We start from the raw sequence: 7,945 nt of genomic DNA on the forward strand, positions 1-7,945 counted from the left end.
TGCCTCTATCCGACGATGATGGATTCTTCCGGAAATCTTAGCCCGGATTTTTTTTCCTTCGGAACCAGCGCGATGAGAATGGTCAACATCCCGACTCTTCCTCCAAACATCATCAGACAAAGGATCAATTTGCCGGGAGACGTCAGACTCGGAGTGATTCCTCTAGAAAGTCCCGCCGTTCCGAACGCGGAAACGACTTCATAACACAAATCTAAGAATTCGAATTTTTCAGTACACGTTAAAACGAAGATTCCGAAAAAGATCAAAAAGAGAGAGATCAAAATTCCCGCGGAGGCTCTCGAAACAGAACCGGATGAAATTCTCCTTCCGAAAATTTCCACTTCTTCTTTCCCGCGGATATGATTGAAAAGATGGAGACCGGAAACGGCAAGAGTGGTCGTTTTGATTCCGCCTCCGGTAGAATTGGGGGAAGCTCCTACCCACATCAGAAAAAGCGAAACAAAAACCATTGGCATTCCCATTTTAGAAATGCTTAATGTATTAAAGCCTGCGGTTCGGGTGCTGATCGAATAGAATAAGGAATGAAAGAGTTTATCAGTTTCGCTCAGACCCGCGAGTGTAATTTTATATTCTAAGATAAAATAGGAAAACCAGCCAAGTAGAATCAGCGTCGTCGAAACGGTAAGAATGAGTTTGGCTCCGAGTTCCATTCTTTGCCTTTGTTTACCCGTTTTAAATACCCATTGGATGAGATGGTTTACCGTCGGAAAGCCCAGGCCGCCTAACACGATTAAGATCATCACCACTGATAAGAATTTTCTTTGATCAAGCATCCAAGTCGTTTCAAATCCCTGAGGGAAAACCGAAAAACCTGCGTTACAAAACGAACTCACCGCGTGAAAAAGGGAATAAAAGATTCGGTCCTTCAGAGAGGATTGTAATACGTCGGGATACCAAAAAAAAATCAATATCGCTCCGAGCCCCTCGATAAAAAAGGTCTGAATTGCGACCTGCTTCAAAATAAAAGAAACCCTTCCCACCGTTTCCTGACTAAAAAGATCCTTGATAAGAAGTTTATTGGTAACGCTGACCTGACCCGCTAAAAAGATCGCGAAAAAAACGGTAAGAGTCATCAGTCCCAATCCGCCGATCTGAATCAAAATCATAAGAATGGTTTGTCCGCTCCCGGTGAGTTGAGTCGCGACGTTGATCGTACTCAAGCCCGTTACGCACACCGCACTGACAACGGTGAAAAAAACGTCGATCGACGGAATCGACGCCGTCTGCGCCCTGGGAAGAGAAAGGGCCAAGGTTCCCAGAAGAATCAAAATTCCGAAACTACCCGTGATCACAAGCGAAGGGCTGATTTGTCTGTAGTTGAGAAGATCGGTTTTGCGGATCAAACGGGAAAAATTACTGAACAACAGAAAGATCTGACTCAAAGAAAGAAAGGCCAAACTCGCGTCTTCACCGCTCAACGAATTGAAGGTAAGAAGGGTGTAGATTTCCTTACTGACGAGTTCCTGAAAAACGAGAAGAAGGATGACGATCACCTCCGTTTTGTGGGAAACGAGGTATTCTTTAAAACTTCCAAGAACCAAAAGAAAAGAAAGGGCTTCGTAGAGAACCAGTGAGATTACGATTCCGTTTACGAGCAAACGGATCCAGTGAGTCCATTCGTGAGGATAATAAAAGCCGTAAATAAGAATCAAAAGTCCGAGCGAAATTATACCGCAGAACGAATAATAAATTTTTAATATAGGTTGAACTGATTCGTGATAGTAGAGTGCGGCGATATGACGGGATTTTGATAAAACTTCGAAAATTTCCCGAAGCGGTTTCATTAGAAATTAAGATTGAAGAGTGTGATATCGATTTTGTATTCTCTTCCGGGAACGACGGAAGCCGAAGATCCTGAGATGGGAATCGGCGCCGAGTTTCCAAAGCCGAGAGAGTCCGGCGAAGTCGGTTCCACCGGAGGGGACGCCGGTTCGTTTTCTTTTTTTCCGGCCTCCAAATCTCGCATATCCTTCCATGCGTTTGCAAAAGCGAGGCTCGTACCAAACGTGAAGATAAAGACCGAACCTCCGAAAGTTTTTTGAAACTTACTGACTCCGTTGAACTTTGCCGCAGAAGCGATAGCGTAACCGATACCGAGGGTGATCGGAAGAGTCATAAAAAAAATGATCGAAAACCTTCTCGCTGTGGTTTCGGAATATTTTTCCTCTTCGATGATTTGGTTTTGTCTTTTTTTTCTTTCGGACTGTTGCGCTTGTCTCTGAAGAATCGCCTCAACGTTGATCTGACCGGTGAGGGGGTTGATGAGATTTTCCTGTCCGCGTTCCACGTTCGGATTTGTGGTTCTTCTTAAACCGCCGGTGCCCGTCGTAGAGAAAGGAAGTTCGAACGGAACCTGTGCATTTTTCGGAGAAACAAGAACCGGTTTCTTAATCGTGGGCGGAACCGTATATTCTTGATAACCTTCTCGGTTTGGAGAATCTTTATAATTTCGAAGATTGAAGTCGTACGGATCCGCAAAGTCGCTTTGGCTCTGAGCATACAATCCGCTCAGGTTAACGACGGAAAGAATCAGAAGAATGGCCGTTATCTTACGGATTTCCTGGAATCTGGGCATGGCCTTTCCTCTACAATCTGCTGAACCCAGGTCTAGGCAAGAATTTTTAGGGTCGATTTAAGAGACGGATTTCCGGCCGCTCAAGATTTCCGAAGAATAAAGAAAAGAATTCAATCTCACCGATTCCAAGATCGATGCGCTCAAACCTATTTTTTCAGCCTTTCGATATTCTTCTTGGATCGTGGTACCGAAAATTCCGGGATCGTCCGTAGAGATCGTAAATTTCAAATCGTGTTTTGCAAATCTTAGAATCGGATGGGTGAGCGGATCGAGAACCATCCCGATGTATTCGTTCGAACTCGGACAGGATTCGATGACCGCGTTTGTTTTTTTGATTTGGTCCATGCAGAAATTCTGAAAACCGAAACACTCTTGGAGAAAAGAAGGGCTCATCTCAAGTTCGACCGTTTCTTTATGTTTGAGCGAGTCGATTTCGTTTCCGATTCTTTCCCTCGAAGGCATTTCAAAATAAGAATCCAATTCCTCCTTTCGATCATAATAGAGTTGCATTTGATCCAGGCGTTCCGATTTGGATTCGAGAACTTTTCCTTTTAGGCTGAAAGGATCGAGTCCGAGGGCGATCGCGTGTCCGAGTCGGTGCGCCCCCCAATCCGCAGTTTCCAAAACCCAACGGGAAGCAGAAAGGATGGACTTGTCCTGAAAACTTTCGCCTACGTGATAGAGGATCGAAAGCGCCGTATCTTTTTGCACGACGTTATCCTTGTTTACCTCTTCTAAGAATTTGCGTTTGTCCTTGGGAGGAAAACCTTCTTCAATATAACAAAAATCTAAACCGACTAGATAATCCCTGATGAGCGAATTTTTCTCCATCAAACGTTTGAGAAGCGCGTATTCCTGAAAGACGTCTCCGTCTCTGTGTAAAGAAACTACAAGTTTACCCTTTGCAAGACCGCCGGTTTTTTCCTCGCCTTCCGCTAAACCTTCGCAGGCGGCGATCGTCTTTTCGTAGATTCCTTCCTCTGTATCTTTGGGAGAATACATGATTCTATATTCTCCGAAGGTAACACCTTGAGAGAACTGATCTTCGACGATCCGAGAGGCGACTAACGCGATTTCTTCAGGATTGAACTTCGATAAAGCGATGATAAGATTGAATTTTGCCTGAAATTCGGGAAAAGGTCCGTGATGACTGAATTGGTAGAGTTTACGGAAAGAATCCGGATTCTTATAATCCTCAAAAAAAGTTTCCGTGGAAATATTTTTACCGTAATACTGCTGATAGGAATGTGTAAAAATTTCCCAACGAGGGGAAGGGTTTGATTTCCCCATCTCAAAGAGAAATTCGGAAGTGATGGAACCGTAGAGATGATTGTGAAGATCTGCGTATTGTTTCATAGGATTTCGGTTTTTAGTTCGTGTTGGGTTTATATGGAACTTGTTCCATTGAGTCCAGGATTCTTTGAATCCGTAAGGTGGTCCGTTTACGTACTTCAAAAAAAGACGAGCGAGTGTGAAAGAAATTTTTACGAAAAAAAGTAGTTTTCTGGAATCTACCTATAAACCTGGAAGAACCTTGAAAACTCTACGTCATTTACTACATACTTTTTATAGAAACATACGACCCAGTCTTTTGAATACGATGATTCTCAAATTGGCGGTTCCGGTAGTTTTTGGGATGCTCAGTCAAACCGTGGTTTGGGTGACCGATACGATGATGGTCGGAAGGCTCGGAAAAAATTCGATCGCGGCTATTGGGATCGGAGGAATTGCGCACTTCACCGTTCTCGCTTTTTTGATGGGATTTTCGATGGGGATTCAGGTCATCGTTTCGAGAAGATTCGGTGAAAAGAACGATTCGGAAATCGGAAAGGTGGGATTGACTACGTTATACCTCGCTTTGTTTTTTGGAGGACTTCTTTCGATTGGGGGAGCGAACGCGAGCGGATGGCTGATGGAACTTCTCAACAAGGACGAAATCGTAAAAGGTCTTTCCACTGATTATCTTTACTTTCGGTTTTTAGGGACGATTTTTTTCTTTTTACTTTTTACGACTCGCGCTTTTACGGACGGACTCGGGATTACGACGGCGGGACTCGCATCCATGATCATAACATGTTTTGCGAATATATTCTTAAACTGGGTTTTGATCTACGGTCATTTCGGTTTTGAAGCGATGGGAGTCAAAGGTGCGGCGATCGCGTCTTCGCTTGCGGGAGGAGCTGGTCTTCTTGCGTTTCCGTATTATTTTTATAAAAAAGATCTTGGAAAGTATTTCAAAGGAATTTCTTGGAAATTCAGCTTTTCTCATTTGGGAGAAATTCTAAAGGCGAGTACCGCGCCCGCGTTAGCCGAATTACTGAATAATATTTCCTTTATGATCTTCATCGAGTTTGCTACGATCGTAGGAACAGCCGCAGTCGCTGTGACCAATATGTTGTTCAGTACTTTGAGTTTATCTTTTTTACCCGGTTATGCATTTGGAGTCGCAGCGACTACGATCTTAGGACAGTCCTTGGGAGCGGGAAAGGCGAAACTCGCGTATCACGGGGCGTTTCGCTCCGCATTCTTTTCCGCTTGTGGAATGGGAACGATGGGTTTGATTTTTATCCTTTTCGGGAAGGAAATGTTGTCCGTATATACGAACGATCCGGAGTTGATCCAAGAAGCCTACGGACCGCTGGTGATCTTAGGAATCATACAAGTCGCGGACGCGTATCACATGGTGATCGGTTCGGCGTTAAGAGGGGCGGGTTTGCAAGGATTTGTATTCAAGGCTTATACATTGGCTTCTTATTTTGTTTTTTTACCCGTTGCGTATTTTCTTGGAATTTATCTGAAACTTGGGTCCGTCGGGTTGTGGTCCGGGATTGTGGCTTGGGTGTTTGTGTTGGCTCTGGTTTTTCTGATACGTTTTCGAAGAAGGGATTGGGCTCACAATCAGGTTTAAAATCGTTCGGAAAGGCTCTGAGACTCGATCCAAGGCCGAGAAGTGAAGCTTAATCTTTCTTGCCAGATCCGGTTTTTCGGTTTTCCTGGTCTGAAGATGAAAAAAGCGCTCATAACCGGGATCACCGGACAGGACGGATCCTATCTAACTGAATTTCTCCTCGGAAAAGGATATCAAGTGCATGGAATCGTACGAAGAGCCAGCATGTTCAACCGGGGAAGAATCGAGCATCTTCGCGGGAACTCCAACCTGGTCCTGCATTACGGAGACCTAACGGATTCGAGTAACCTGAATCGAATCTTAGAAAAAGTATCTCCTGACGAAATTTATAATCTTGCCGCACAATCCCATGTGGGGGTTTCCTTTGAAGTTCCGGAATACACGGCAGAAGCGGACGCAGTGGGAACTCTGAGAATTTTGGACGCGATCAAACAGATCGGAGTCAAGAGTCGTTTTTATCAAGCTTCCACGTCCGAACTTTATGGAAAGGTACAGGCGATTCCGCAGACGGAAAGCACTCCCTTCTATCCAAGATCTCCGTATGCAGTTGCAAAACTCTACGCATATTGGGCCGTTGTGAATTACAGAGAAGCATTTGGGATTCACGCATCGAATGGAATTTTATTCAATCACGAATCTCCGAGAAGGGGAGAAGGATTTGTGACAAGAAAGATCACGATCGGTGTTGCCAATCTTCTCGCGAAAAAAGGCGGACCGATTCACCTCGGAAACATGGACGCAAAGAGGGATTGGGGATATGCACCGGATTACGTCGAGATGATGTGGATGATGTTGCAACAACCCGATCCGGATGACTACGTGGTCGCGACAAACGAAACTCATACGGTGAGGGAATTCGTGGAAAAATCTTTCGGATTTGCGGGAGTGCAGGTTCGTTGGGAAGGAAAGGGGGACACGGAGAAAGGATTTGACGCAAAGAGTGGACAACTCTTGGTCGAAGTAAACCCGAAATTCTATCGCCCGACCGAAGTAGATATTCTCATCGGAGATCCCGCGAAGGCAAAGAAAAAATTGGGATGGGAACCGAAGGTGAAATTCGAAGAACTAGTAAAGATCATGACCAAAGCGGATTGCGAACTGGTCGGAATCAAACTCTAATCTATTTTATCATATTTTTGGGGGATTCGCTCGCGGGCCGATTTCAAAAAAAGCTCGCGACCAAAGTTGCGCCCCATAGGAAGCAACTTTGAGTTTCCTTTTCGCTCCAATCTCTCGCGAGGAATTCGATCCATTCCAATTTTATAATGTATTGAATTCTTTTTCCATTCTAAATAAAAATCCAAAATTGTGCTCTGTCTTGCCGTTTTAGGCGCTCGAGATTCCGCTACAATCGCTATCGCGGGGAGCGGTAGAAGAGAGATAACAATGCCGGGGTTTGAAAGAGATGTTACGTTCAGAGAATTCAACGTTTGTTTTGGTTCTAATCCAAAGGTAAAAGAGAATTCAATTTTAGATTCTTAAAGAAAAAAATATTGGATTGAAGAATTTTCACCTTTGGAATGTTCGATGTTCTATCGCAAAAAAAAACGCGCCCTTCAAAAAGGGAACATACGATTTGAATGCGTAAATTCGACTGCGAAAACTATGATAGGATGAAACTTTTCCGTTCAGAGGAAAGATAGTCGGAAGAACGCGAACTCTTACGGAAAAAGTTCCTGCCAAAATCGGGTCATAACCATGCCCGCAAATTGTTCGAATCTTTAGAAAAACTGTCGGACCTACGACAATTCTACCGTGAAGCGGCGCGCCCCGCCCAAAATTTTGGGTGGAGGGGCGGGTGGTGGAAAATGTTTGCGCGCGCGTTTAAATTGCAAAAACGCACGCAAAACGCAACTGAAATAATTTCGACTTAACCCCATCCTGAATTTATGTCGATTTGATCTATTTCTTCAACGGTTGCGGCGGACTGGATTGCAGATTTCAAATCAGAACCTTTTTGAAGTAGGAAGGTCTTACGAATTGCGCCATCACTCAAAACCTGCTTTATCTGTTGCGCTGAGTGAACAATATATTCTTTCACATTGTTCGAATCGGTGCATTTATAAGGAACAGAGGAATTCAATGAAACCGATCCGACTAAATTCAACTGATCGTCTCTATCTGAACCATAGAAATGAGGAGAGCCAAGTGCAGAAGATGAGAATCCTGAAACGATTTTCGTTTCACAAATCGAATTCACTAGATTGCAAATTGAATCTTTCTTTTTCTCAAGATCAATAGTCCATCCAGATTGCGTATGAAGTTGATGAGGAAGAAATTCTCCATTTGCATCTTTTAAAGGTTCATCTTCGGTTTCAACGTCAAAATTTAATTCTTCATTCCAGTTTTGTAGAACTCGTTCCGTTCTGGAAAACTTATTATAAACGGTTTTCGATTCGAATTTTTTTGCAATCCCGCTTTCTATCTCCGCTTTGAAAACT

6 protein-coding genes are annotated in these 7,945 nt (G+C 43.9%); 2 read left to right on the forward strand and 4 right to left on the reverse strand.

Translation table 11 applies throughout. The annotated features are described in order from the left end of the window. Positions 1-5: 5 nt before the first annotated feature. Genes JWG45_RS17735 through JWG45_RS17745 form a run of 3 tightly spaced genes read right to left on the reverse strand, consistent with a single transcriptional unit; the run spans position 6 to position 3,952 of the window. A complete protein-coding gene (locus tag JWG45_RS17735) occupies positions 6-1,805 on the reverse strand; it encodes a TrkH family potassium uptake protein (protein ID WP_205280962.1) in 1,800 nt (599 codons plus the stop codon). Further along, on the reverse strand, positions 1,805-2,596 hold the full coding sequence (locus tag JWG45_RS17740; RefSeq protein ID WP_205280963.1) for a hypothetical protein: 792 nt from the start codon (positions 2,594-2,596) through the stop codon (positions 1,805-1,807). Before JWG45_RS17740 ends, JWG45_RS17735 begins: the two co-directional genes overlap by 1 nt. 57 nt (positions 2,597-2,653) lie before the next feature. Next, positions 2,654-3,952 (reverse strand): amidohydrolase family protein, encoded by a 1,299-nt coding sequence (locus tag JWG45_RS17745; protein ID WP_205280964.1) that lies wholly within the window; start codon positions 3,950-3,952, stop codon positions 2,654-2,656. A 178-nt stretch (positions 3,953-4,130) separates the two neighbouring features. Between JWG45_RS17745 and JWG45_RS17750 the strand changes: the two genes are divergently transcribed. Further along, the gene (locus JWG45_RS17750) at positions 4,131-5,504 is read left to right on the forward strand and encodes an MATE family efflux transporter (protein ID WP_205280965.1); all 1,374 of its coding nucleotides are present in this window, start codon (positions 4,131-4,133) and stop codon (positions 5,502-5,504) included. 96 nt (positions 5,505-5,600) lie between these two features. Next, positions 5,601-6,623: a GDP-mannose 4,6-dehydratase gene (gene gmd / locus JWG45_RS17755; protein WP_118966605.1), complete on the forward strand. Its 1,023-nt coding sequence runs from the start codon at positions 5,601-5,603 to the stop codon at positions 6,621-6,623. Positions 6,624-7,374: 751 nt separating this feature from the next. Here the strand turns inward: gmd and JWG45_RS17760 are convergent. Further along, on the reverse strand, positions 7,375-7,945 hold a 571-nt coding region (locus JWG45_RS17760), incomplete at its 5' end, for a DUF4376 domain-containing protein (RefSeq protein WP_205280966.1).

This window comes from Leptospira ainlahdjerensis (assembly GCF_016919175.1).
GTDB lineage: Bacteria > Spirochaetota > Leptospiria > Leptospirales > Leptospiraceae > Leptospira > Leptospira ainlahdjerensis.

What these genes read in the sequence shown, in the direction of transcription:
- JWG45_RS17735 (WP_205280962.1), bottom strand. Translation starts at nt 1,805, where the DNA reads ATGAAACCGCTTCGGGAAATTTTCGAAGTTTTATCAAAATCCCGTCAT.
- JWG45_RS17745 (WP_205280964.1), bottom strand. Translation starts at nt 3,952, where the DNA reads ATGAAACAATACGCAGATCTTCACAATCATCTCTACGGTTCCATCACT.
- gmd (WP_118966605.1), top strand. Translation starts at nt 5,601, where the DNA reads ATGAAAAAAGCGCTCATAACCGGGATCACCGGACAGGACGGATCCTAT.
- JWG45_RS17740 (WP_205280963.1), bottom strand. Translation starts at nt 2,596, where the DNA reads ATGCCCAGATTCCAGGAAATCCGTAAGATAACGGCCATTCTTCTGATT.